This window comes from Duganella aceris (genome assembly GCF_011090165.1).
Taxonomy (GTDB): domain Bacteria; phylum Pseudomonadota; class Gammaproteobacteria; order Burkholderiales; family Burkholderiaceae_D; genus Rugamonas; species Rugamonas aceris.
The window spans coordinates 217243-240644 of the sequence record NZ_JAADJT010000008.1 but is presented as its reverse complement, the minus strand read 5'-3'; the positions used below and the strand labels follow the sequence as shown (position 1 = coordinate 240644).

Genomic DNA, 23402 nt, shown 5'->3' with positions numbered 1-23402 from the left:
CGGCTAACCACCCGCCAGCTTGCGCGGACGCCCACCCTTCATGCCATTCTCGCGCGAGGTGTTGGTCTTGACCGTGCTGCTGCGGCTGCCATTGCGGCTCGCCGCGACAGCAACGGCGAGCCTCATCAATGACTCGCTTGCCGCCACCAGCCCGACGATCGAGATATGCAAATCATTTTCGTCAAGACAGATGGCTATTCCGCCTAAACCAAGCCTCAGACGCATTCGTTCCGCGTGGCTCAAGCTGTTTAATTCAGGATATCGCTGGACCGGTAGCGCCACCGCGCTCTGATCTTCCAGGGTAATGAGCAATAGTTCCAGTGCTGGTAAGTATTGCACGGCGATAGCTAATACCTGCCGCTTTTCCTGAAGTCGCCCGCGAGCGACGGCCCGCTTAAGTATCTTTTGACTGACCGGCTCATCCACGTCGATCGCCGCACTTACCGCTTTCATAGTTCTATCTCCACCGTGTCGGGCCGCCCTTTCAAGCGGAGCGTCGTACGATTCCTGTCCACGTCGAACTGCGCAGATTCGATGAGATAAATTACATTGCCAGCCGCAGTCCAACCTTGATTTTCCAGACAAGTCGAATGCATGCTATACCACCAAGCTATGCGAGCGCCGCGCAAATTCGCAGGTTGCCCCAACGTGAGTCTGACATTCTCCAACACCCGGATGCTCTGCCGACTCCCAGTCGGCACGACATCCAGCAAACGCACTCGATGATGCAGGAAGCTAAACTCGAAGCGCGCACGCCACTTCTCCGTGGCGACGTGTGCATGTGGCGGACAATGCTCGTCCCGTGTCATCACGATAATGTCTAGCCCTCTATACCTACAGATTTTCATAATAACCTAACAGTTAGGTTTTACAAATTTTTTACTGACTTCAAAGTGATAGATTTGAAAAATTCGATTTTGAGCTTGATCAGACCAAGCCGGCATGTTGCCGTATTTTTCACATTATGAAAACGAAACCCATTCCACGAGAGGGTTTTCGCCAAAGAAGCGTAGGACAGTCTAAAATAAGCACTTTGGCGAGGAAGCAACCGTGCTGGCCCCGTCGAACACTTTTCCAAACACTACGTATACAAGGGAATGACCATGTCAACACCAAAGTCAAAAATCATCTACACACTGACTGACGAGGCGCCGCTGCTGGCGACGTATTCCCTGCTACCGATTATCCAGAAGTTCACCGCGCCGGCCGGCGTGGACGTGGTCGCCAGCGACATCTCGGTCGCCGCCCGCGTGCTGGCCGAGTTCCCGGAATTCCTGAGCGACGACCAAAAAGTCCCGAACACCCTGGCCGAACTGGGCGCCCTGACCCAGCTGTCGGACACCAACATCATCAAACTGCCGAACATCAGCGCCTCCGTGTCGCAGCTGGTCGCCTGCGTGCGCGAACTGCAAAGCCGCGGCTACAAGCTGCCGGACTACCCGGAAGACGCGAAAACCGACGAAGACAAGGCGCTGAAAGCCCGCTACGGCAAGTGCATCGGCAGCTCGGTCAACCCGGTCCTGCGCGAAGGTAACTCCGACCGCCGCGCGCCGAAGGCGGTCAAAGAGTTCGCCCGCAAGAACCCGCACTCGATGGGCGAATGGAGCCAGGCCTCCCGCACCCACGTCTCGCACATGCATGCCGGCGACTTCTACCACGGCGAAAAATCGCTGACCCTGGACAAGCCGCGCGACGTCAAGATGGAACTGCAAACCGCTTCCGGCAAAACCATCGTGCTGAAACCGAAGGTCTCGCTGCAAGCCGGCGAAATCATCGACAGCATGTTCATGAGCAAAAAAGCGCTGCTGGAGTTCTACGAGAAGGAACTGGACGACGCCTACAAGACCGGCGTGATGTTCTCGCTGCACGTCAAGGCGACCATGATGAAGGTGTCGCACCCGATCGTGTTCGGCCACTGCGTGCGCATCTTCTACAAGGACGCGTTCGCCAAGCACGCCAAACTGTTCGATGAACTGGGCGTCAACGTCAACAACGGCATGGCCAACCTGTACGAGAAAATCGACACCCTGCCGGCATCGCAGAAGGACGAAATCCTGAAGGACCTGCACGCCTGCCACGAACACCGTCCGGAACTGGCGATGGTCGATTCGGCCAAGGGTATCACCAACTTCCACTCGCCGAACGACATCATCGTCGACGCGTCGATGCCGGCCATGATCCGCATCGGCGGCAAGATGTGGGGCGCCGACGGCCGTCCGAAGGATGTCAAGGCCGTGATGCCGGAGTCGACCTTCGCCCGCATCTACCAGGAAATGATCAACTTCTGCAAATGGCATGGCAACTTCGATCCGAAGACCATGGGCACGGTGCCGAACGTCGGCCTGATGGCGCAGCAAGCCGAGGAATACGGTTCGCACGACAAGACCTTTGAAGTGGCCGAAGCCGGCATCGCCAACATCGTCGACCTCGCCACCGGCGAAGTGCTGCTGTCGCAGAGCGTCGAAGAAGGCGACATCTGGCGCATGTGCCAGGTCAAGGACGCACCGATCCGCGACTGGGTCAAGCTGGCCGTGACCCGCGCCCGCAACTCCGGCATGCCGGCCGTGTTCTGGCTCGACCCGTACCGTCCGCACGAGAACGAAGTCATCAAGAAGGTCCAGCTGTACCTGAAGGACCACGACACCAAGGGCCTGGACATCCAGATCATGTCGCAAGTGCGCGCCATGCGCTACACGCTGGAGCGCGTCGCGCGCGGCCTGGACACCATCTCGGTGACCGGCAACATCCTGCGCGACTACCTGACCGACCTGTTCCCGATCCTGGAACTGGGCACCTCGGCCAAGATGCTGTCGATCGTGCCGCTGATGGCCGGTGGCGGCATGTACGAGACCGGTGCCGGCGGTTCGGCACCGAAGCACGTCAAGCAGCTGGTCGAAGAGAACCACCTGCGTTGGGATTCGCTGGGCGAGTTCCTGGCCTTGGCCGTGTCGCTGGAAGACATGGGCATCAAGACCGGCAACGCCAAGGCCAAGATCCTGGCCAAGACGCTGGACGAAGCGACCGGCAAGCTGCTGGACAACAACCAGTCGCCATCGCCACGCACCGGCGAGCTGGACAATCGCGGCAGCCACTTCTACCTGTCGCTGTACTGGGCGCAGGCCTTGGCAGCGCAATCGGACGACGCCGAGCTGAAGGCGCACTTCGCGCCGCTGGCCAAGGCGCTGGCCGACAACGAAGGCAAGATCGTTGGCGAGCTGAAGGACGTTCAAGGCAAGGCGATGGACATCGGCGGTTACTACTACCCGGATCCAGCCAAGACCGAAGCCGTGATGCGTCCAAGCGCCAGCTTCAACGCGGCGCTGGAATCGATCTGATTCTAGAGTAGCGTCTGTCGAAATTTAAACGGCCAGCGTCTCAGACGCTGGCCGTTTTTCGAACCGGGGGAAACCATGTTGACGACCGAAGCTGCGGCTGGGCTGATGCAATGCAGCCGTTCATATCTCAGCATGATGATCGACAACAAAAAGTTGGCCAACGCCTCTCGCAGCGCGGCGGGTCAATGGCTCGTGCCGGAATCGTCGGTCCGCGCCTGGATCGAAGAGCGCGACGCCAAAGCCACAAACGCCGATTATCACGCGGCGGCCGAAGAAAGCGGAATGTACGATATTCCAGAAACTGCCTTCATAAAAGCGAACAAGCGCCGCCACGCCTGAAATGGCACCTCATCACCCACTGTCGCCAGGCGGAGTCACGCATACGCTATTGGATGCTAATGCCTTGCTGCCTCCACGGCTACAGGTGCGTCAATAGCCTGAAGAATGCGCCCTACACCCGTGCCCGAATATTAGAAGCGCGGGCGTGGGGCATGAAAACTCCCTAGTTGCCACCAATCGCGAGCATTGGTGCGCGCTGCGCACCATGGTAATGCCCGCCAGCGGGCTAGCGGCGGCGGGGAGACAAGCCTACGATGAATCACACCTCATCGCAGCGCCCACTCAGGAGATCTCCATGTCCACCACCACCGCCTCGAAAGGCGTGCAATTCGCGTTACTGGAAGGCCGGCTGCTTGCAGGCGACATCGACAAAGCCGGCTTCATCGCGCAGGCCACCGAGCTCGGCCTGCCGCGCGCCGACATCGCCGACGCCGCCGACAAGTTCATCGCCATCGCCGTCAACCAGGCCGTCCGCTCCGCCGACCTGCGCGCCAGCTACGACTACATCGTGGTCGGTTCCGGCGCCGCCGGCTCGGTGGTGGCGCGCCGCCTCGCCGAGAAGCGCGATACGCGCGTGCTGCTGCTCGAAGCGGGCGGCAACGATCTGCACGCCAGCATCCTGGTCACCGAAACCTGGTTCTACAGTCAGGGCGGCGAGTTCGACTGGGCCTTCTCTGCGGAACCCGACGCGCACGTCAACCAGCGTTCGATCGCGCAGGCGATGGGCAAGGCGCTGGGCGGCGGCACCAGCATCAACGGCATGGTGTGGGCGCGCGGCCACCAGCATGATTTCGATTATTGGGAACGGGCGGCGGACGACAGCGCCTGGGGCTATCGCCATGTGCTCGACATCTACCGCCGCATCGAGGACTGGCACGGCGCACCCGATCCGGCGCGGCGCGGCAGCGGCGGCGAAGTGTTCGTACAGCCGGCCCCGGACGCCGCGCCGATCGCCTCGGCCTTCCTGGCCGGCGCGGCCGGCCTGGGGATTCCGACCTTCGCCGACCAGAATGGCGCCATGCAGGAAGGCCCCGGCGGCGGCGCCATCACCAACGTCCGCATCCGCGACGGGCGGCGGCTGAACATGCCGGCCAGCTACCTGTACCCGGTGATGGACCAGGACAATTTGACCGTGCTGCGCAACGCCCATGTGCGCCGCCTGACCAGCGACGGCGACACCATCACCGGCGTGGAATTCGAGTGGCGCGGCAGCATCCACAGCGTCGCCGCATCGGCCGAGGTGGTGCTGTCGGCCGGCGCGATCCAGACGCCCAAGCTGCTGATGCTGTCGGGCATAGGCGACCAGGCGCAGCTGGACCGCTTCGGCATCCCGGTACTGTCCGCCTTGCCCGGCGTCGGGCAGAATTTCCAGGACCATCCGATCATCGGCGGCGGCTTGTGGGAGGCGCCCGGTCCACTGCCGACGCGCAACAACGCGGCCGAAGCCAATCTGTTCACCAAGAGCCGCCCCGGCCTCGCCACGCCGGACCTGCATCTCTGGCAGGTCGAGGCGCCGTATCTGTCCGAGGTGACCATGCAATACGCCAGCGAGAACGTGTGGTCGATCAGCCCCGGACTGGCGCGGCCGGAGAGTCGTGGCTTCCTGCGCCTGAAATCGGCGAACCCCTATGACGCGGTCGAGATCCACGCCAATATGCTCGGCGATGCGCGCGATCTGATCGCCTTGCGCGAAGGCATGCGGATCGCGCGCGAGATCGGCAACTCCGAGGCGATGAAGCCCTTCGTCAAGCGCGAGATCCTGCCGGGGCCGGTCGAAGGCGAGGCCTTGGACGACCTGATCCGCAACGGCGCGATGTCGATGCACCATCCAACCTGCACCGCCAAGATGGGAAGGGACGATATGTCGGTGGTGGATGCGAAGCTGCGCGTCTATGGAGTGAAGAACCTGCGCATCGCCGATGGCTCGGTGATGCCGCGCATCACCACCGGCAATACGCAGGCGCCGTGCGTCATCATCGGCGAACGGTTGGCCGAGATCCTCAACGACTAGCGCGGTGCGGCGGCGGCCTGGGCCTGCGCGGCGCGCAGGATGCGGAGCACGTTGCCGCTCCACATTTTCTGCAGGTCGGCGTCGGCGTAGCCGGCCGCTTTCAGGCGGGCGGTGATGCGCGGCAGGTCGGTGACGTTTTGCAGGCCGGCGATGCCGCCGCCGCCGTCGAAGTCGGCGCCGAAGCAAACGTGCTCCGGACCCGCCACGGCGATCACGTGCAGCAGCGCTGTCATGTATTGGTCGAAGGTGGCGTTCCAGATCGGCGCGGTTTTGTCCATTGCGATCCAGCGTGCGCTCAACTCGGCCTGGCTGGCGGGATTCAGCGACGAGATGTGCTCGCTTTGGTCGAACAAGGCCAGGCGCTCCTCGCCCATCTCCGCCTTGCCCAGGTAGATGGTGCTGAAGCACAGCGCGCCGCCGGATGCGGCCAGCTTGCGCAGGCGCGCGTCGTCGAGGTTGCGCGGGTGGTCGAACATCGCGCGCGAGCCGGAGTGCGACAGCAGGATCGGCGCGGTCGATTGCGCCAGCAGTTGATCGAAGCTGGCATCGGAAGCGTGGCTGGCGTCGATGACCATGCCGAGCCGGTTCATCTCGCTGACCCAGGCGCGGCCCAGCGGACTCAGGCCGTTCCAGCGCGGCTTGTCCGTGGCGGAGTCGGCGAACTGGTTGTTCTCGGTGTGGACGATGCCGGCCAGGCGTACGCCCTGGCGTTGGTAGTCGGCCAGGCCGGCCACGCTCTCGCCCAGCGGGTAGCTGTTTTCGATGCTCTTGAAGGCGATCAGCTTGCCTTTGGCATCCAGCGCCAGCGCGTCGTCGGCGCTGCGGGCGGCGCCGATGCGGTCGCCGAAGCGGACGACCATCGCGTCGATTTCTTTTGAACGGGTCTGCGCCCAGGTATTGGCGGCGGCGTAGCCTTCCGGTGTCAGCGGGCCTTGCGGGGTGAAGATGGCGAAGAAGCCGCCGTCCAGATTGCCGTCGGCCATGCGCGCCAGGTCGACCTGCGCCATCTCGGTGGCCGGATCGTGGCGGTCGGCGAAGCTCCAGCCGGCGCGGCCGAAGTGGACCGGGCTGTCCAGGTGCGTGTCCAGCGTCAGCAGCCTGGCGTGGCCCGCATCTGCGAGGGCCGAGCCGGGCGCGGGGGAGCGGATCGGGCCGGCCGGCGTTGCGTGGTTCGCGTCGGCGAGCGTCGGCCCAGGCGCGGCGGCGCGGGTCGAGGCCGCAGGCGTTGCGTGGCCAGCGTCGGCGCCGGTCTGGCCGGTTGGCGTGGCGGCGCAGCCCGCCAGGGTCAACAACGCGGCCGCCGCCGCGCCACAAGTCATACGTCGCATCATTGTTTGCCCTTTACCGGCGTGAAGTTCAAGTCATGATAATCCCAGCTGAAGTCGGCGATCGGCGACGCGGCCTTCATCGTCATGCGCGCGACCTTGCCGTCCTGGTCCAGCGCAAAGGTAACATACGCGGGCTCGATAGTCTTGTCATCGAAGCGCGTGATGTAGGTGTCGTACTGCCAGTGCTCCAGCTTGCCGCCCATGCGCGGGGTCGACTTGAAGTCGATGCCCAGCCCGGCCGGCGTGGCGGCGATTTCGATATCGCCGTACCACGGATCCTTGTACGTCCCGGCCAGCGAGGCTGGCGTCACCGACGGTCCGACCTTGGCCGGGCTGGCTTGCGCGGATTTCAGCAGGTCGAGTCCCTGCGTCACCTGTTGTTTGCTGAAGGCCTGGAACTTGGCCGGCCAGTCGGCGGCCGCGAAGCCCAAGTAGTGGTCCATCAGCTCGTACATCAGGCCGCGAATGAGGGCGCCGTCCTCGCTGTTGATGGTGATGGCGAAACCAACCTTTTTCTCCGGCAGGATCACCACGGCGGTCTTGAAGCCGAACACCGCGCCGCCGTGCCAGATCACCCGCACGCCGCGATAGTCGACCACGTCCCAGCCGAGGGCGTAGCTGGAAAATTGCGATTGCAGCGGCTTGAGTTCGGGCGGCATCTGGCTGATCGGCATCTGCACCACCGGCGCCCACATCTGCTGGTGCGCCTTGTCGCTGAACACGCGCTGGCCGTCGGCGGTCTTGCCGGCCGCCAGCTGCACTTGCAGCCAGCGCGCCAGGTCGTTGGCGCTGCTGGCGATGCCGCCGGCCGGCGCGGCGTTGCGACCCAGGTCGTCGCGCTCGTCGAGGCGTTCCTGGTCGCCGGCGCCGCGCAGGCCGCCGTTCATGCGGGCGTGTGGGTAGGCGCGGTCTTCGGTGGCGAAGTTGCGTTCGTTGTCGGCGGTCGAGGTGCGCATGCCGGCCGGCAGCAGCACGTGATCGCGCACGTAGTCTTCCCAGCGCTGGCCGCTGACGGCTTCGATCAGTTGGCCCGCCACCACGTACATCAGGTTGGAGTAGGCGAAGGTGGTGCGGAAGCTGGTGGTGGGTTTCAGGTAGCGCAGGCGGCGCACGGCTTCGGCGCGCGAGACGTTGCTGCGCGGGACGAACAGCAGGTCGCCGGTGCCGTAGCCGAGGCCGCTGCGGTGGACCAGCAGGTCGCGGATCGTCAGTTCGCGCGTGACCCAGGGGTCGGCCATGCGGAAGTCCGGCAGGTGGTCGATCACTGGGTCGTCCCAGCCGATTTTTCCGGCGTCTACCAGGGTCGCCAGGGCGGCGGTGGTGAAGGCTTTGCTGGTGGAGCCGATCGGGAACAGGGTGTCGGCGTCGACCGTCGCCGGGGCGCCCAGCTGGCGGATGCCGTAGCCGCGCGCCAGGGTGGTCTTGCCGTCTTCGACGATGGCGATCGCCATGCCGGGGACGCCGATCTGTTTGCGCAGGGCTTCGACGCGGGCGTCGAAATGGGCAGGCGGTGCGGCGGCGCATGTGCCGGCTGCGGCCATCAAGGTGAGGGTCATGGCCAGCGCCCGCGTTAGCGGCCTGGCCAGAGGGAGCATCAAGGTCAGGCGTGGCATCCGGGCCAGCGGCTGAGGCGGGCGCGGCGTCTGCGGCAGCGGCTGGGCCGAGCGCGGCGTCTGCGGCAGCGGCCGGGCCACGGGGGACGGCTGCGGCAGCGGCTGGGCCGGGCGCGGCGTCTGCTGCAGCGGCTGGGCCAGGCGCGGCGTTTGCTGCAGCGGCCGGGCTACGGGGGACGGCTGCTGCAGCGGCTGGGCCGAGCGCGGCGTTTGCTGCAGCGGCCCGGCCACGGGGGACGCATGCGGCAGCGGCTGGCCCAGGCGCGACGTTTGCGGCAGCGGCCGGGCCGAGCGCGGCGTCTGCGGCAGCGGCCCGGCCACGGGGGACGCATGCGGCAGCGGCCCGGCCACGGGGGACGCATGCGGCAGCGGCTGGGCCGGGCGTGATGCCTGCGGCAACGGCCGGGCCACGGGGGACGCATGCGGCAGCGGCTGGGCCGGGCGTGGTGCTTGCGGCAAGGGCCGGGCTACTGGGGACGCGTGCGGCAGCGGCTGGGCCGGGCGCGGTGTGTGCGGCAGCGGCCGGGCGTGGAGCGGCGGCGTTGTCGGGTGTGCGAGCGGGGGGATCGGCTTGTTCATGCTTGCTCCTGGTTGGCAAGGCAGGCGTCCAGCAGCCGCTCGAAGGCGGCGCCGCCTCGGATGGGATCGGCGACCGGCAGGCCCAGCCGCTGCGACAGCGCGTCGATCTCGGCCTGCGCCGCCTCCGGCGTCATGGCCGACGTGTTCAGTGCGACGCCGGCGCATGCGATGTCGGGATTGGTGACGCGCCCCAGCGCCACGGTCTGCGCGATCACCGCTTCGATCGTCGGCAGCGGCTTGGCCGGAAAGCCGAGGATATGGCTGCGCCCCGGATCGTGGCACACCACGAACAGGTCCGGCTGGCTGCCATGCAACAGCCCCAGCGACACGCCGGCATACGCCGGATGGAACAAGGAGCCCTGCCCCTCGATCACGTCCAGATGATCCGGCGCGGCGGCCGGGCTGAGCATCTCCGCCGCGCCGGCCACGAAGTCGGCCACCACCGCGTCGATCGGCATGCCGCCGCCGGCGATCAGGATGCCGGTCTGGCCGCTGGCGCGAAAATCGACCGCCACGCCGCGTGCGCGCAACGCCCGCGTCAGCGCCAGCGCCGTGTACTTCTTGCCCAGCGCGCAATCGGTGCCGACCGTCAGCAGCCGCCGGCCGGGCCGCTTCACCCCGCTGGCGACCGGAATATCGGCCGGCGGCGTGCGGATATCGATCAGGCGCCGCCCCAGCCGCCCTGCCGCCTCGCGCAACGGCGGCAACTGCGCCAGCTTGACGTGCATGCCGGACACCAGATCCAGCCCGGCCTCCAGCGCCTCCAGCAGCGCCGGCACCCAGGCCTCCGGGATCATGCCGCCCGGCGCGGCGACGCCGATCACCAGCGCGGTCGCGCCAAGGTCATGCGCCTGCCGCGCGGTCATCGGCGTCAGGCCGGTGCTGACGGTGGCGGCCGGCAGCGCCAGCTCGCCGACGCAACGCTCGCCGGCCCAATCGCGCAAACCGAAGGCGGTCTTGGCGTAGCCCGGCTCGACGGTATCGCCGAGAAACAGCAGATACCGGCCCAGTGTGTTGTCCGCAGTCGGATTCAGCATCAAGTTCAATACTCCTTGGTCAGCGTCACGCCCAGCGTGCGCGGTGCGATGATGCCGGTGGCGATGGCGCCGCCCGGATACAGGTTGGCGCCGTTGCCGGTCTGCGGCGAGGTCGACAACTTGCCCTTGCTGTTGCCGAGGTTCTTGCCATAGGCCTCAAGCGTCCACGAACCCAGCTCGACACCGAAATGCGCATCGACCACGTTGTACGACGGCAGCTCGCGCTGGCGACCGTTGGCGGTGCGGAAGTCGGCGTCGAAGGCGCCAGACTGGTGCGCCAGATGACGCAGCGATACCCCGGCATAGGCCGGCGTGGTCGCGCCCAGACTCCAGCGGTAATCCGCGCCGACACCGATGCTGAGCTTGGGCGAAAACGGCAACTTGTCGCCCTCGACGCCGCCGACCAGCGGACTGGTGCTGCCGTCCAGGCGCGCGTTGTTGTAGGCGCCATTCGCCGACAAACGCAAGCCGGTCATCGGCCGCAAGGTGGCGCTGAACTCCAGGCCGTCCGAGGTGGCGCCGACGCCATTGGTGTTGACGCCGAAGCCGTTGACGATGGCCAGCAGCTGGATGTCCTTCCAATCGATATGGAAGGCGGCCACGTCGAAGGACAGCATACCGTCGCGGCTCAGGGACTTGAAGCCAACCTCATAGCTGATCACCGAATCCGAACCGTAGGTGGTCGGCGTGCCGGCCGGCGGATTCGGCGGCAGCACGTTCGGGCCGCCGGGACGGAAGCCCTTGGCCACGCGCGCGTACAACGAATTGCGGTCGTCGATCTTGAACTTCGGCGCCACCGCGTAGGTGTACACGTGCTCGGACGACGCGGCGGTATTGGTGGAGGCGCCGCCGGCCAGCGCGCCGTCCTGAGTCTGCAACGCGTCCTGCTTGTTGTGGCTGTAGCGCCCGCCGAGGTCGAGGTCGTAACGCGCGCCGAGGTGGATGGTGGTGTTGGCGAAGGCGGCATACTCCTTGTACTTGGAGTCCAGCGACAATTCGGCCAGCGTCGGCAAGCCGGTCAGCGGCGTCAGCGTACCGGGCGCGACCGCCACGTAACGCTGCTTGATCAGGCCGTCCTCGTTGGTGTAGTAGACGCCTGCCAGCCAGTCGACCATGCCGGACTGGTTGGAACTGAGCCGCAGCTCCTGCGTGAACTTCTTCAGATTGGTGTTCTGGCCCAGATACAGCTCGTTGGCCGGACCGAAGGCGCCCTCGATCAGGCCGCTCAGATTGTAGGTGGCGTCGTCCCGGTAGGTCTGCTTCTGCGTGCTGGAACTGGTCGACGAGGTCAGGTTGGCCCAGCCCATGTTCCAGTTCAGCGTGGCGTTGTAGACGCGGTATTTGACGTTGTGGAACTGCGGCACGAATTGCGATTGGGTCGGACGGCCGTACAGCGTGGCCAGCGTCTGGGGATCGCTTTCCACCGTGCTCGGCGCGTCGACCTCGATGTTCTGCGCCACCGTCGACAGCCGCACAGAAAAATCCTTGCTCGGCGTGTACAGCAGCGAAGCGCGGCCGCCGTAGTTGCGCGATTTGTTGATGTCGTTGGCGCGGTCCGAGCCCTCGGTGCCGATCGAATCGATGAAGCCCGGCTCCTTGGTGTACGAACCGGAGGCGCGGAACGCCAGCGTATCGCTGATCGGCGTGTTGACCACCAGGTTGGAACGGTAGGCCACCTTGCCGCCGTCGACCGCCGCCGCGCCGGCGCGCACCCGCATCAGGAAGTGATCGGTCTCCGGCGCGTTGGTGACGAATTTGAGCAGGCCGCCCAGCGAGCTGGCGCCATACAACGCGCCCTGCGGACCGCGCAGCACTTCCACCCGCGCCATGTCGAAGGTATCGAAGTCGCCGGCCAGCACGGCGCCGTTGACCAGGCCGCTGCTGGAGCCGAACGGCGTTTCATCCATGTACACCGCCACCGTCGACGCGACGCCGCCGGTGTCGAGGCCGCGCATCACCAGCCGCCCTTCGCCAGGCGTACTCTGCACCAGTTGCAGGCTCGGCACCAGCTTCAGATAGTCGGCGAAGGTGCTGGCCTGTTCGCGTTCCAGCGTTTCACCGCTGATCACCGACACCGACTGCGCCACGTCGAGCGTCGATTGCGGACGCTTTTGCGCGGTCACCATCACCTGCTGCACTTCCGGTTCGTCGGCCGCGTAGGCCCCCGTGACGGCTAGCGCCATCGACGTCAACAACAAACTGCTAGATAGCTTCAACATGTGCTTCTCCCGGTTGGATGTGCTTGGTTTTGGATTTATTGATGTTTTCAGTTGCAGGATTCAGCAGCCACAGCAGCCCTGCGGCGATCGCCGCCAGCGCCGCCAGCAGCGCGAAGAAGCTGCCGTGCTCGAAGCGGCTCCACAGGCTGCCGACCAGGCCGGCGCTGAGGCTGCCGGTGAAGGTGATCAGGAACCAGGCCGCCACGGTGGTGGTGCCCAGGTTGAGCGGCGCCAGCCTGGCGAACAGGCCGAGGCCGGTCGGCAGGATGAACAGCTCGCCGAAGGTGAAGGCGACGAAGAACAGCGCCAGCCACACCCACGAGGTGGTGTGTCCGCCGGCGCTCCAGGCCAGCCCGGCCAGCAGCAGGTAGGAAGCGGAAATGATCAGCGCGCCCAGCGCCATGCGGCGCGCCGGCGGCTGGTCGTGGCCGGCGTCGGCGCGGCGGCGCCACCAGGCCAGCAACGGCGGCGTCATCAGCATGACGAACAAGGGATTGAGCGACTGGAACCAGGTCATCGGAATCAGGAAGCCGCCGGCCTGGCGGTCCAGTCCGGTGTCGGCCCACAGCGCCACGGTGTTGCCCACCTGCTCGTAGGCGGAGCGGAACACCGTCACCGCGACGCCGATGCCGACCAGCACCAGCAAGGTCTGGCGGTCGAAGCCGCCCTTGGGCGTGGCCGCGTCCGACTTGGCCGGCCGCGCCGGTTCCGGCGGCAGGTGGCGCTGTCCGCTCAGATAGATCGCCAAGCCAACCAGCATGCCGACGCCGGCCAGGCCGAAGCCGTAGTGCCAGCCGTAGACCTCGCCGATGGTGCCGCACAGCAACGGCGCCAGGAAGCCGCCGATGTTGACGCCGACGTAGTAGACGTTATAGGCCCAGCCACGGCGCGGATCGTCGCGGCGGTACAGGTCGCCGACCTGGCTCGGCAAGGTCGGCAGGAACAGGCCGTTGCCCAGCGCGATGGTGGCCAGCGCCAGGTAGAACAGCGGTTCGAACGCCATCATGAAATGGCCGGCCGCCATCACCGACGCGCCGATGATGACCGCGCGCCGTTTGCCGAGGAAGCGATCCACCATGATGCCGCCGATGATGGGCGTGAAATAAGCGCAGGCGGTGTAGGCGCCGTAGATGAAGGAGGCTTGCGCCTGCCCCAGCAGCAGCTGCTTGGTCATGAAATAGACCAGCAGCGCGCGCATGCCGTAATAGGAAAACTGTTCCCACATATTGGTCAGGAACAGCACCGTCAGGCCGCGCGGGTGGCCGAACCAGCTGCGCTCGTCGCTCATGGCGCCACCTTGGCGCCGACGCCCCAGACCTCGGCCGAGGACCAGACGTTGCCATGCACATAGTCGACGCTGGGTTGGCGGTCGGCGCTGAGGAAGGTCGGACCGTCGAGATCGACGATGTCGCACAGCTGGCCCAGCACGAAGCTGGGCGCCATCGCCAGGCTGGAGCCGCCCATATTACCGACCATCACATCCAGTCCAAGACGGCGCGCTTCCGCCGCCATCAGCAAGCCCTCGGTCAGGCCGCCGCACTTGTCGAGCTTGATGTTGATGACGTCGTAGCGGCCCACCGCCGACGGCACATCGGCCAGGGTCAGGATGCTCTCGTCGCCGGCGATCGGGATCGGCGACTGGTAGCCTTCCAGATCGGCCTCCTTGCCGCGCGCCAGCGGCTGCTCCAGCAGCGACACGTTGTGCGTTACCAACCCCGCCACCAGCGCATCCATCTGTCCGATGCCGAAGCCCTGGTTGCCGTCGACGCCCAGCCACACCTCGGGCCGCGCGGCGCGGATCGCCGCCACCCGAGCCAGGTCCAGCTCGGTATCGCCGGTCAGCTTGACCTTGATGGCGCGCGCCTGGACGCAGCGCAGCGCGGCCTGGGCCATCAATTGCGGCTCGTCGGCGCCGAGCGTGAAAGTGGTGCGCAGCGCGCGCGGCGCGGCCTGCCCGGCCAGACGCCAGACCGGCATGCCGTGGCGTGCCGCCTCCAGATCCCACAGCGCGCAGTCGACCGCGTTGCGGGCGCCGCCGGGCGGCATCAGCGCACGCAGCTCTTCGCGGCTGGGATCGGCTTCGATGACGTCGCGGAAGCGCTCCAGCTCGGCCAGCATGTGCGGCGCGTCGTCCTTCAGGTAATACACGCCGTCGCCTTCGCCCCTGCCCAGGAAGCGGCCGTCGCTGAGGGTGACCACCACCACGTCGAAGCGCTCGAACAGGTAGCCGGAGATGCGGAACGGTTGCGCCAGCCGCAGCGATTCGGTGGCGACGCTGAGTGTCAGGCGGCCCATTAGTAGTTCACCGTGAAAGCGACCAGGCCGAAGCGCAGCGCGACATAGAACAGCAGCAGCGCCGAGGCCAGCACCAGCACGCTCCACAGCTTGCGCAGCCAGCCACGGCCGTCGGTCAGCGCCAGTTGCAGATTGCGTGCGCTGATGACGATGGTGGCGACGAACACCAGCACGCCCACCACTTGCAGCAGCCACAGATAGGGATCGCTTAATGCGGTCGCGTATTTCAGGCTGCTCAGCATGGCCGAGAACATGCCGGTCCAGCCCAGCAGCACGCCGATGCTGAGGCCGGCGGCGATCTGCGTGGCGCGGGACGCGCTGCGGGCTTTGCCGGCAGGCAGCGGCGCGGCGCCGTATTTGCGGCGGCAGAACCAGCCCACCGGCAGCGCCAGGAAGGTCAGCAGCAGCACCGGCAGGCCGAGGCACAGCGCCGGCATCAGCCAGGCGCCGGACTTGCCCGCCGGGACGCGGTCGAACACCATGAACGGCGACATGAAGTCCATGCTCCAGCGCACCGGTTTGCCGTCGACCACCTGCGCCGCGATGCGGTCGTGGCCGTTGACGTCGCGCCAGATGAAGGGCGCGATCTCGACCCACTCGCGCGGCCGGCCGTTGCGGCCCAGCAGATCGGGGATCGACAGCGCGCCTTTGTCGGTGAGGCCGACCTTGGTCTGGCCCATCAAGCCCAGCACGGCGAAGAAGCTCGAATCGGAGCGGCGGCTGTTTTCCCAGCTGCCGCCCATCAGGCGGGCGTGTTCTTCGGCGGTTTTGGCGTCGACCTTGCCGTCGGCGGCGCCGGCGTAGGGGAAGTAGCGGTCGGAGAAATCATGGAACAAGGCGGTGCGCAGCACGCCCACCGCGCCGTGCTTGCCCGGGCTGTTGAAGGACACGTAGAAGCCGACGCCCTCCTTCATGTACAGATGCAGCGAGGTGTGGAAGGCTTCGGTGTCGCCGAGGTGGCCGACCACGGCGCGGCCGTTGATGTTGGTTTCGAAGAAGCCCAGCTCCATCCGGTTCAGCGGACCGACCAGCGATTTCGGATTGATCTTGTCCAGCGGGCTGTTCAGCATGGTGGCGGCGGTGGCGGCCGACAGGATGCGCTGGCCGTCCAGCTCGCCATACGCCAGTTGCGCCAGCATGAAGCGTCCCATGTCGGTGCCGGACGCCGACAGTCCGCCGGCCGGGCCGGGGCCGACGATCTCGAATGGTTCGGCCGGCTCGCCGGGCTTGCCGTAGCCGCGCGACATATGCGGCTCCAGTTCAGGCGGCAAGGGCTGACGGAAGCTGGCGCCGCGCATGCCCAGCGGCGCGAAGATGTTCTTCTCGACGTAGACTTCGAACGGCTGGCCGGACACGCGCTCGACGATGTAGCCGGCCACGGCGGTCGCGTAGTTGGAATAGGCCGGCGTGGTGCCGGCGCGATAGATGCGGTGCGGGGTCCAGGCCTTCAGCAGGTCGCCCAGCTTCGGCGTCTTGGCCGGGACGTAGTCGATGATCTCCTTGGCCGCCTCTTCGAAGCCGGCGGTATGGGTCATGATCTGGCGCAGCGTGACCGGCGCGCCTTCGAACGGCGGGATCTTGAAGTCGAGATAGGTGTTGACGTCGGCGTCGAGGTCAAGTTTGTTCTTCTCGACCATCTGCATCACGGCGGTCCAGGTCACCAGCTTGGATACCGAGCCGGGCCGGAACAAGGTGCGCTCCGGGTCGACCGGCTTGCGTTTTTCCACGTCGGCGTAACCGAAGCCGCGCGCGGTCAGGATCTGGCCATCCTTGACCACCACCACCACGGCGCCGGGAATGTCGCCGGTCTGCAAGGCGTACGGCATGTAGCCGTCGAGCCAGCTGTCGACATCGGTCTTGGTCAAGCCCTGCGCCAGCGGCGCCGGTTTGACCGCTTGGGCCGCCACCATGCCTGTGGTGCAGATCGCGGTCAGGCACAATGCCCCCAACAGTAATACCTTACGGAATTCCATGGACTCTCCCTCTTGACGTGTTTGCTATTGACTAATGCAAGCTTTAGAATGCGGTTTGCTAATTCGAATAATTTTTCTCTAATCAGGACATAATTATCTCAAACGGATAATTTGTCAACATATGGAAAATTTAATATGTCTGTAAATTCGCCTACATTGGGCGCACTGATCGCCGGCCTGCGCGCGCGCAAGGGCTGGACCCTGAAGCAAATGAGTGTGGAAAGCGGGATTCCGGTCTCGACGCTGTCGAAGGTCGAGCATGACCGGCTGACGTTAAGTTACGACAAGCTGTATCAATTAAGCCAAAGGCTGGGGATGCGCATGTCGGAACTGTTCGCCGAAGAGAGCGAGGACGCGGCGCCGGCGGTAACTGCGCGCCGCAGCCTGGGCGACCTGAAGAACGCGGTGCGGGTCGAGACGCCCAACTACGACTATCACTACCTGTGCGCGGAGTTGCGCCGCAAGCGCATGATTCCGGTCATCGCCAAGGTGCGCGCCAAGACCGCCCGGCAGTTCGGCAGCCTGACCCATCACTCGGGCGAGGAGTTTTCATACGTGCTGAAAGGGAGTGTGCTGATCAACACCGAGTTCTACGACCCGGTGGTGCTGCACGAGGGGCAGTCGATCTATTTCGATTCAAGCATGGGACACGCCTACCTGACGGCCGAGGGCTGCGAGGAGGCGTTGCTGCTGACCGTCATGTCCAGCGGCGAAGAGGAGCACGCCGACGCGCTGTTGTCGCAGCACGCCGGAGAGTAGGCTTAGTCCTTGGAGCCGGTGCGCCAGCGCAAGCCGAAGCCGTACTTCTTGTCCATCTCTTCGTGGCTGCTGACCTTGCCCTGGTTGGGAATGTAGTCGACCAGCTTGGTCACTTGCAGCTTGCCGCCCACGTTCTCGATCATGGCGATGGCGCACATCGATTGCCCGCCGCCCTGGTCCAGCCGTACTTCGACCGACGGCTGGTTCGGCAGCTCGATGGTGACCACGCCGTCGGTCGCGGCCCAGTTCGGCGCGCCGCGATAGATGAAGGTGTAGACCAGCACGCGCCGGATCTGGTCGAACGAATCGCCGTTGATGAACAGGTTCTCGCCCTCGCTCACCGCGCCGCTGCGGTCGTCCCCGGCCAGATGGATGAAGGGGCGCTGCTCGTACTTGCCCCAGCAGTCGCCCAGCGCCTGCACCACGCCCTTTTGCCCGTTTGCCATCTCATACAGGCAACCGAGGTCGAGGTCGAGGTCGATGGCGTCGGTTTTGCCGCCGCCCATTTTGCTGAAGAAGCCAGTCTTCTCGGCCGCCACCGGACGCTGGTTCCAGTTCAGGTTGACGCGGATCTTGCCGAAGCCCTGCGCCTGTTTTTTCTCCAGCGACACCTTGTCGCCGCGCTTCTCCAGCGTGACTTTCGACAGCGAGACTTTCTTTTCGGGCGCGGGAGCGGGGGCCGGCGCCGGCGTGGGCGCCGCCTCGGTCCCGCCGAAGTGGCTCAGCAACGCCGACAGCCCGCCGTTGAAGCCCTGCCCCACGGCGCCGAAGCGCCATACGCCGTCGCGCCGATACAGCTCGCCCAGGATGATGGCCTTTTCGTCGGCGAAGTCCGGCCCGGCGAACGGGAAGCTGGCGGCGTTGCCGACGCTCAGGCTGCCGCTGCCGATGTCGCGCATGGTGCCGGCGCCGTCGATGGCGCCGGTGAAGACCAGCTTGGCGACGGTCGCCGGCAAGGCGTCCAGGTTGACCTGGAACACCGCGCGCCCCGCCGACAATTCGAGCCTGATGGCGCCCTCGGGACTGGCCAGCTGGTTGTAGAAAATCATGTAGCGGTCGTCGGCCAGCCGGTCCGCCGCGTCCAGCCCGAAGCAGGACAGGTCAAGCGTCACGCCGGAGGACGGCAGCGCGACAACGACCTCGAAAACGGTGCCGCATCCCAGGTCCGATAATTTGCTTTTTTGTCCGCGTACGAAAGTATTCATGGGCCCCGCCCTCGTCAAAGATATGGGTGGATTGTGCCACGCAAATCGCCGCTTCGATATGATCTTACGTTTTCGCCGGTTGAGCATATAATTGGCGCGCAGAACCAATCAATCAGCCGGGTCCGCCCGGCGCGACGGGAGTGTCCGCATGCGGCCATTGCTTGGCTTGCTATTGAGTTTCAAATTCAAGATCACCGCGCTGGTGATCGCGCTGGTGCTGGTGTCGGGTATCGGCACGGGTGGCATATCGCTACTCATCGCCGAATCCGAGCTGCGGCATGTGATCGCGCGCCAGGAGCTGTCGCTGCTCAACAGCGCGGCTGCCTTGATCGACAACGACTTGCAACACAAGCGGCAACTCCTGCGCGCGCTGACCGAGCAGCCGCCCGGCCAGCAGCTCGGCTTGGGCCAACTTCAGGAACTGCTGGAGGCGCACGAAACGTTGCGCGACGAGTTTTTCAACGTCAATGCCTTCGACACCGCCGGCAATCTGGTCGCCAGCCTGCGCGACAAGAACGCCAAGCGCATCAACGTTGCGGAGCGAACTTACTTCCAGCAAACCCTCGCCACGCGCGAGGGGCTGATCTCGGCGCCGTTCAAGAGCGCGCTGTCGGGCCGGCCGGTGGTGGTGCTGACCCAGCCGCTGCGCGACGCCGGCGGCAACGTCATCGGCATCATCCTCGGCGCGATCGACCTGCAGCGGCCGTCGTTCTCCGACCAGCTCGACGCGCTGCGCACCAGCGCGGACGGCTATCTGTTCATGGTCACCGACGACGGCACCGTGATCCACCATCCCAACAAAAGCCTGATCCTGAGCAAGATCGACGACGGCGCCGGCACCCTCGGCGAGGCCGCGCTGAAGGGCGGCGAAGGCTGGCAGGACGACCTGCTCGACGACGGCGTGCCGACGCTGCTGGTGCACAAGCACCTGCGGCTGGTGGACTGGACCATCGGCCTGTCGTATCCGGTCCGCAGCGCGTTCGCGCCGATGCAAAGCGTGCGGCTGCGGGCGTTCATCGGCGCGGCCGTGCTGACCCTGCTGGCCGGCGTGTTCGGCTGGGTGGTGACCGCCAAACTGCTGCGGCCGCTGGGCAAGCTGCGGCAGCATGTGGAAAATCTCAGCGCCGGCAGCGCCGACATCGGCGTGTTCGACGTCACCCGCGCCGACGAATTCGGCCACTTGAGCCGCGCCTTCTTCGCCTTGTCGCAACGGCGCGCCCAGGCCGAGCTGGAGTTGCATCAGCTGGCCACCACCGATGTCCTCACCGGCATCAACAACCGCCGCATGTTCGACGACTTTTTCCCCAAGGCGCTGGCGCGGGCGGCGCGGTCCGGTCAACAAGTCGGCCTGGCCTTCCTCGACATCGATCACTTCAAGCAGATCAACGACACACTGGGCCACGCCGCCGGCGACGCGGTGCTGCGCGAGTTCGCGCGCCGGCTAACCGCCGCCGTGCGCTGCACCGACACCGTGGCCCGCCTGGCCGGAGACGAATTCGTGATCGTGTTCGAACAACTGGCCTCCGGCGCGGAAGCCGATCTGCTGGGCAGGAAGATACTGGACGAGATGCGCGCGCCGTTCGCGGCCGGCGAGGCGCAATGCACGGTCACCACCAGCGTCGGCATCGCGATGACCACCAACGCCAACGTCGCCATGGACGACGTGATGCGGGCGGCGGACCAGGCGCTGTATGGCGTCAAGGCGGCGGGGCGCAACGGCTTCGCGGTCAACCGCGTCGGCGCGGAACGGTTGCTGCGGGTGCGCGGCGCCAATTAGGGGGCGCGGCGGAGGCGTGTGACTGGCGGCGCTATGCGCTATGGGCTATGGGCTATGGGGCCGCCAGTTCCAGCCCGGCCGCAAGGGCGACGAGCGCGGCGCCGCCGGGATCGCGCGTCTGCAGCGCCGCCGCCAGCATCTCCAGCGTCGACGGGCAGGCATAGACCAGCACATCGCCCGGCTGACACTGTGCCAGCGCCTGGTCGAGCGCTGCGCGCACATCGTCGATCTGCCGCCACTGCCGGCACACTCCACCCGCGCGCGCGATGCCGTCGACTATCAGCGCGCCGGTCTCGCCAGCATCACGGCCACGCCGCGCCGATTCATAAACGATCAGTCCATCGAAATACGCCGCGCAAACCCGCCCGACATCGCGCAGGTCCACGTCGCGGCGATCGCCCGGCGCGGTGATCACGCCCAGCACACGCCCGCCAGCCAGCGACCGCGCCGCCTGGCCCAGCGCCGTGTACGCCGCCGGGTTATGGGCATAATCGACGATCAGCGTGATGCCGCTATCGGGCAACTGGAAAACATTGGAGCGCAGCGGATTGCTGCGGTTATCGGAGACAAAGCTCGCCAGCCCCGCCGCCATCTGCGCGCGTGTGAAGCCTCCGGCCAGCATCGCCGCCGCCACCGCCAGCCCGTTGGCGATGTTGTAGCGGGCGTGGCCGCCCAGCGCGGCCGGCATCGCGTCGGCGCGCAGCAAAGCGTGACGCCGCGTGCCGTCGGCCAGCACCAGCGCGCCGTCCTGCAGGTAGGCGGCGCGGCCGCCCTGGTCAAGGTGGCGCAGCAGCACCGGATGTTCCGGGTCCAGCGAAAAATACAGCAGTTCGACGCCGGGCCGCACCCGCCGCCGCACCGCCGCGCAATGCGGGTCTTCGGCGTTAAGCACCACCGCGCCAGCCGCGGTGCGCGCCACCACCGCCTTGACCCGCGCCAGGTCGCGCACGGTGTCGATGCCGTCCAGGCCGAGATGGTCGGCGCTGACGTTGAGCACGATGGCGATGTCGCAGCGGTCGAAGGCCAGGCCGCGCTTGAGAATGCCGCCGCGCGCCGTCTCCAGTACCGCGACATCGACCTCGGGCGACATCAGCACCTTGCGCGCCGACCAGTAGCCGGAGCAATCGCCCTTGCTCAGCCGCTCACCGTTGACGAACACGCCCTCGGTGGTGGTCAGGCCGCAACGCAGCCCGCTTTGCCGGATGCCGTGCGCCAGAATCAGCGCGGTGGTGGTCTTGCCGTTGGTGCCGGTGACGGCGATCACCGGGATGCGGCCGTCGCCCAGCGCGTACAGCGCGTCCGGGCCGATGCTCGCCGCGTCCTCGGCGCGCAGACGGCGCTGCCGGCTGCCCCAGCCCAGCTGGTATTCGTTGGCGTCGTCGCCGACCTTGAACACGGGGATGTCGGCCTGCGCCGCCGCTTCCAGCGCCTCCGCCATCTGTGGATCCGGAGCCTGGCGCGCGGCGGTCGCGCGCAGCGCGGCCAGCGGCGCGGACAGCTCGAACGGGCGGTTGGTCAGCAGCGCTTCGAGCAGCGCGATCGCCAGTGTCATCGCTTCCGCCGCCACGGCTTCGCAGTGGTAGCCGCAGACCAGCCGATAGCGGCCGGGCATGCCGCGCACGGCGTGGGTGCGGTCGGTCGCGGTGGGCGCGCCGGCGAGGCGTTGCAGCTCGCGCTGGACCAGCGTCAGGATGTAGGGCAGATCGGACGACACGCCGGTTGTCGCGCCAGCGCGCAGCCGCCGCAGCAAGGCGCCGGCCATGGCGTCGACCGCATGCGTCTCCAGCTCCGGCAGCAGCCGCACCAGGCGCGCGTGCAGCGGCGCCGGGGCGTCGGCGGCGAATTCCAGCACCGTCATCAGCGACCGGCTGGAGTTGTACAGGTTAGGGCCGCGTAAAAACCGCTGCTCGATGATGTGCATGTTCTTGTCTCTGGATTGTTATTCCGCGTAGCAGGCGAGCGCGGTCGGCATCGGATTGTTGCTGCGGCTGCCGCTGTCGTCGCGGCTCACCGCGATCACGCCGATGGCGACGGCCGGGTCGAACAGCGCCACGGCGCGTTCCAGCGCCAGCGCCAGCGGCATGCCGCCGGCCAGCCAGTCGTACACCGTGCGCGCCAGCAGATGGCGCACGATCTGCTCGCCGATGCCGGTGACCGCGATCGCCGCTTGCGGGCCGGCGTAGAAGCCGGCGCCGATGATGGGCGTGTCGCCGACACGCCCCAGCAGCGACGGCGTGGCGCCGCCGGTGGAGCCGGCGACGGCGAAATGTCCCGCGCCGTCGCGCACCACCGCGCCGACGGTGTCGCATGCGGCATCCCGCCGCGTGGGCGGCGCCGTGCCGCCCTGCCCGGATCCGTCGGTGGCCGCAGCGCCGGCTACCGCAGCGGCATCATGGAGCGACGGCGGCGGCATGGCGAAATTCCAGTAGTCGAGAAAATCGGCGTTGTCGCTGCCGTGGCGCACAGGTTCGCCATGGCGTAGCTGTTGCAGCATTTCCTCGTGGCGGGCGCGCGCCTGCGGCGTGGCCACATCGTGTTCCGCCGCGCCGATGTCGTGGGCGAAGCGCTGCGCGCCGCTGCCGCACAGCAGCCAGTGCGGCGTGTGCGTGACGGCCTTCGCCACCAGCACCGGATTGCGCACCCGCTGCAGGCAAGCGACGGCGCCCAGCGCGCCCAGCGAGTCCATGACGGCGGCGTCCATCTCGATGGTGCGGCCGTCCATGCGCAGGGCGGAGCCGGTGCCGGCGTTGAAGCGCGGGTCGTCCTCCAGCATCACGACGGCGGCGACGGCGGCCGCCAGCGCATCGCCGCCGGCGCGCAGCGCGTTCAGCCCTTGCTCAGCGGCGGCGATGCAGCCATCGCGGTAGGCGAGTGGCGAGCCGGCGCCGCCGTGCACCAGCACACAGGGTTGGAATGGAGTCTGGAGCGCCAT

At 66.5% G+C, this 23402-nt stretch carries 16 protein-coding genes; 5 read left to right on the top strand and 11 right to left on the bottom strand.

Annotation, left to right across the window (positions count from 1 at the left end):
* Window positions 1-3: 3 nt before the first annotated feature.
* Entirely contained in the window at window positions 4-453 is a 450-nt protein-coding gene (locus tag GW587_RS18675; RefSeq protein WP_166105965.1) for a DUF2442 domain-containing protein, read from the bottom strand.
* A gap of 650 nt (window positions 454-1103) precedes the next feature.
* Between GW587_RS18675 and GW587_RS18670 the strand changes: the two genes are divergently transcribed.
* The 3 genes from GW587_RS18670 to GW587_RS18660 all read left to right on the top strand — a co-directional run bounded on the left by GW587_RS18670 (window position 1104) and on the right by GW587_RS18660 (window position 5685).
* Window positions 1104-3335, top strand: a complete 2232-nt coding sequence (locus GW587_RS18670; protein ID WP_166105963.1) for an NADP-dependent isocitrate dehydrogenase — start codon at window positions 1104-1106, stop codon at window positions 3333-3335.
* 75 nt (window positions 3336-3410) lie between these two features.
* Window positions 3411-3674, top strand: a complete 264-nt coding sequence (locus GW587_RS18665) for a helix-turn-helix domain-containing protein (protein WP_166105961.1) — start codon at window positions 3411-3413, stop codon at window positions 3672-3674.
* Window positions 3675-3969: 295 nt separating this feature from the next.
* Window positions 3970-5685 carry a GMC family oxidoreductase gene (locus GW587_RS18660; protein ID WP_166105959.1) on the top strand — a complete coding sequence of 572 codons (1716 nt, stop codon included), beginning with the start codon at window positions 3970-3972 and terminating at the stop codon, window positions 5683-5685.
* Here the strand turns inward: GW587_RS18660 and GW587_RS18655 are convergent.
* The 7 genes from GW587_RS18655 to GW587_RS18625 are packed head-to-tail and all read right to left on the bottom strand — an operon-like array spanning window position 5682 to window position 16729.
* A complete protein-coding gene (locus tag GW587_RS18655; protein ID WP_207393555.1) occupies window positions 5682-7016 on the bottom strand; it encodes a dipeptidase in 1335 nt (444 codons plus the stop codon). The genes GW587_RS18660 and GW587_RS18655 overlap by 4 nt on opposite strands.
* Entirely contained in the window at window positions 7013-9205 is a 2193-nt protein-coding gene (locus tag GW587_RS18650; protein WP_207393554.1) for a serine hydrolase, read from the bottom strand. The genes GW587_RS18655 and GW587_RS18650 overlap by 4 nt, the downstream gene beginning before the upstream one ends.
* Window positions 9202-10242, bottom strand: coding sequence for an N-acetyltransferase DgcN family protein (locus GW587_RS18645; RefSeq protein WP_166105957.1), 1041 nt, complete (start codon window positions 10240-10242; stop codon window positions 9202-9204). The genes GW587_RS18650 and GW587_RS18645 overlap by 4 nt, the downstream gene beginning before the upstream one ends.
* A 5-nt stretch (window positions 10243-10247) precedes the next feature.
* Window positions 10248-12461 carry a TonB-dependent receptor gene (locus GW587_RS18640; protein WP_166105955.1) on the bottom strand — a complete coding sequence of 738 codons (2214 nt, stop codon included), beginning with the start codon at window positions 12459-12461 and terminating at the stop codon, window positions 10248-10250.
* Complete coding sequence (locus tag GW587_RS18635; RefSeq protein ID WP_166105953.1) at window positions 12445-13749, bottom strand: peptide MFS transporter; 1305 nt, start codon at window positions 13747-13749, stop codon at window positions 12445-12447. The genes GW587_RS18640 and GW587_RS18635 overlap by 17 nt, the downstream gene beginning before the upstream one ends.
* Window positions 13746-14756, bottom strand: coding sequence for a dipeptide epimerase (locus GW587_RS18630; RefSeq protein ID WP_166105951.1), 1011 nt, complete (start codon window positions 14754-14756; stop codon window positions 13746-13748). Before GW587_RS18630 ends, GW587_RS18635 begins: the two co-directional genes overlap by 4 nt.
* Window positions 14756-16729 carry a serine hydrolase domain-containing protein gene (locus GW587_RS18625; protein ID WP_166105949.1) on the bottom strand — a complete coding sequence of 658 codons (1974 nt, stop codon included), beginning with the start codon at window positions 16727-16729 and terminating at the stop codon, window positions 14756-14758. Before GW587_RS18625 ends, GW587_RS18630 begins: the two co-directional genes overlap by 1 nt.
* A 135-nt stretch (window positions 16730-16864) precedes the next feature.
* On the opposite strand from GW587_RS18625, the gene GW587_RS18620 reads away from it, so the two are divergent.
* Window positions 16865-17488, top strand: coding sequence for a helix-turn-helix domain-containing protein (locus tag GW587_RS18620; protein ID WP_166105947.1), 624 nt, complete (start codon window positions 16865-16867; stop codon window positions 17486-17488).
* Between the two features lie 2 nt (window positions 17489-17490).
* Here the strand turns inward: GW587_RS18620 and GW587_RS18615 are convergent, their stop codons facing one another.
* Entirely contained in the window at window positions 17491-18693 is a 1203-nt protein-coding gene (locus GW587_RS18615; RefSeq protein ID WP_166105945.1) for a TerD family protein, read from the bottom strand.
* A 148-nt stretch (window positions 18694-18841) separates the two neighbouring features.
* Here GW587_RS18615 and GW587_RS18610 point away from each other — a divergent pair, with 148 nt between their 5' ends.
* Window positions 18842-20470, top strand: coding sequence for a sensor domain-containing diguanylate cyclase (locus GW587_RS18610; RefSeq protein ID WP_166105943.1), 1629 nt, complete (start codon window positions 18842-18844; stop codon window positions 20468-20470).
* Window positions 20471-20522: 52 nt separating this feature from the next.
* Here GW587_RS18610 and GW587_RS18605 read toward each other — a convergent pair whose 3' ends face one another.
* Entirely contained in the window at window positions 20523-22391 is a 1869-nt protein-coding gene (locus GW587_RS18605; RefSeq protein ID WP_166105941.1) for a glutamate ligase domain-containing protein, read from the bottom strand.
* Window positions 22392-22409: 18 nt separating this feature from the next.
* Window positions 22410-23402, bottom strand: coding sequence for an isoaspartyl peptidase/L-asparaginase (locus GW587_RS18600; RefSeq protein ID WP_166105940.1), 993 nt, complete (start codon window positions 23400-23402; stop codon window positions 22410-22412).